Here is a 1386-nt window from a genome sequence, read left to right on the forward strand (position 1 = left end):
GTGGCCGGCCAGCACGGCGATCAGCGCCGCCACCATGACGGCGACGGCCGCGCGCCGGGGCAGGAACGCGTGGACCACCAGCAGCGCCGCGCTGACGAGCCCGACGACGAGCACCAGCCAGCGCGGCCACGGCACGAAGCCCGGCGTGGCGCCGAGCAGGGTGAAGGCGTACGTGCTGGTCAGAGCGACGGTCACCGCGGCCAGGAAGCGGGCGGCCAGCGACCACCGGTACGTCCACAGCGCCCAGGCCCCCGTGCCCACGAGCGCGGCGACGGCCGGCGCGAGGGCCACGGTGTAGTAGGCGTGGAAGATGCCGGCCATGAGGCTGAACGTCAGCGTGGTGACGACGAGCCACAGGCCCCACACCACCAGCGAGGCCACGACCGGGTGGGTGCGCGCCGTGCGCAGCGTCCGCTGGCGCAGCACCAGGAAGGCGGTCGCGACCAGCAGCAGGAACGCGGCGGGCAGCAGCCAGGCGACCTGCCCGGCGACCTCGCTGCCGAACATCCGCAGCAGGCCGGTCTCGCCCCAGCCGCCGCCACCGCCGACCGACCCGGTCTCCTCGCCGGTCAGCCGGCCGAAGCCGTTGTAGCCGAAGGTGAGCTCGAGGAAGGAGTTCGTCTGCGAGCCGCCGATCCACGGGCGGCTGCCGGCCGGCCAGAGCTCGACGATCGCGACCCACCAGCCGCCGGCGACGAGCACCGCGGCCAGGGCGGCGAGCAGGTGCAGCAGCCGCCGGCCGAGCGGCACGGCGGCGCACAGCAGGTAGACGAGCGCCAGGCCGGGCAGCACCAGGAAGGCCTGCAGCGTCTTGGTCAGGAAGGCCAGGCCGACGAACGCCCCGCCCAGGACGAGCCAGCGCACGGCGCGCTCGGGACGTTCGAGGGCGCGCAGCGTCGCGTGGACCGAGGCGGTGAGCAGCAGCACGAGCAGCGCGTCGGGGTTGTTGAACCGGAACATCAGCACCGCGACCGGCGTCGTGGCCATCACCAGGCCGGCGAGCAGGCCCGCGGCCGGGCTGCCGGTGCTGCGCCGCACGGTGGCGTGCACGAGGGCGACCGTGCCGACGCCCATGAGCGCCTGCGGCAGCAGGATGGCCCAGGACGACAGCCCCAGCAGCCGTACCGACAGTGCCATCGGCCACAGCGCGAGCGGCGGCTTGTCGACGGTGATCGAGCCGGCCGCGTCGGAGGCGCCGAAGAAGAACGCCTTCCACGAGTCCGAGCCGGCCTGGACGGCGGCGGAGTAGAAGGAGTTGGCCCAGCCGGACGCGCCCAGGCCCCACACGTACAGCAGGAAGGTCGCGGCCAGCAGGCCGAGGAGGGCGGGGCGGGCCCAGGCCGGGTCCTGCGCGCGTCCGCGCCAGAGGCGGGCGGCGCGGCGAAC

At 75.0% G+C, this 1386-nt stretch carries 1 protein-coding gene; it reads right to left on the reverse strand.

Annotated elements, in window-relative coordinates:
• On the reverse strand, nt 1–1386 hold a 1386-nt coding region (locus AC2W7G_RS16345; RefSeq protein ID WP_485869368.1), incomplete at both ends, for a glycosyltransferase family 39 protein.

The sequence above is a fragment of the Aeromicrobium sp. PFPM2_SD2 genome (genome assembly GCF_057364525.1).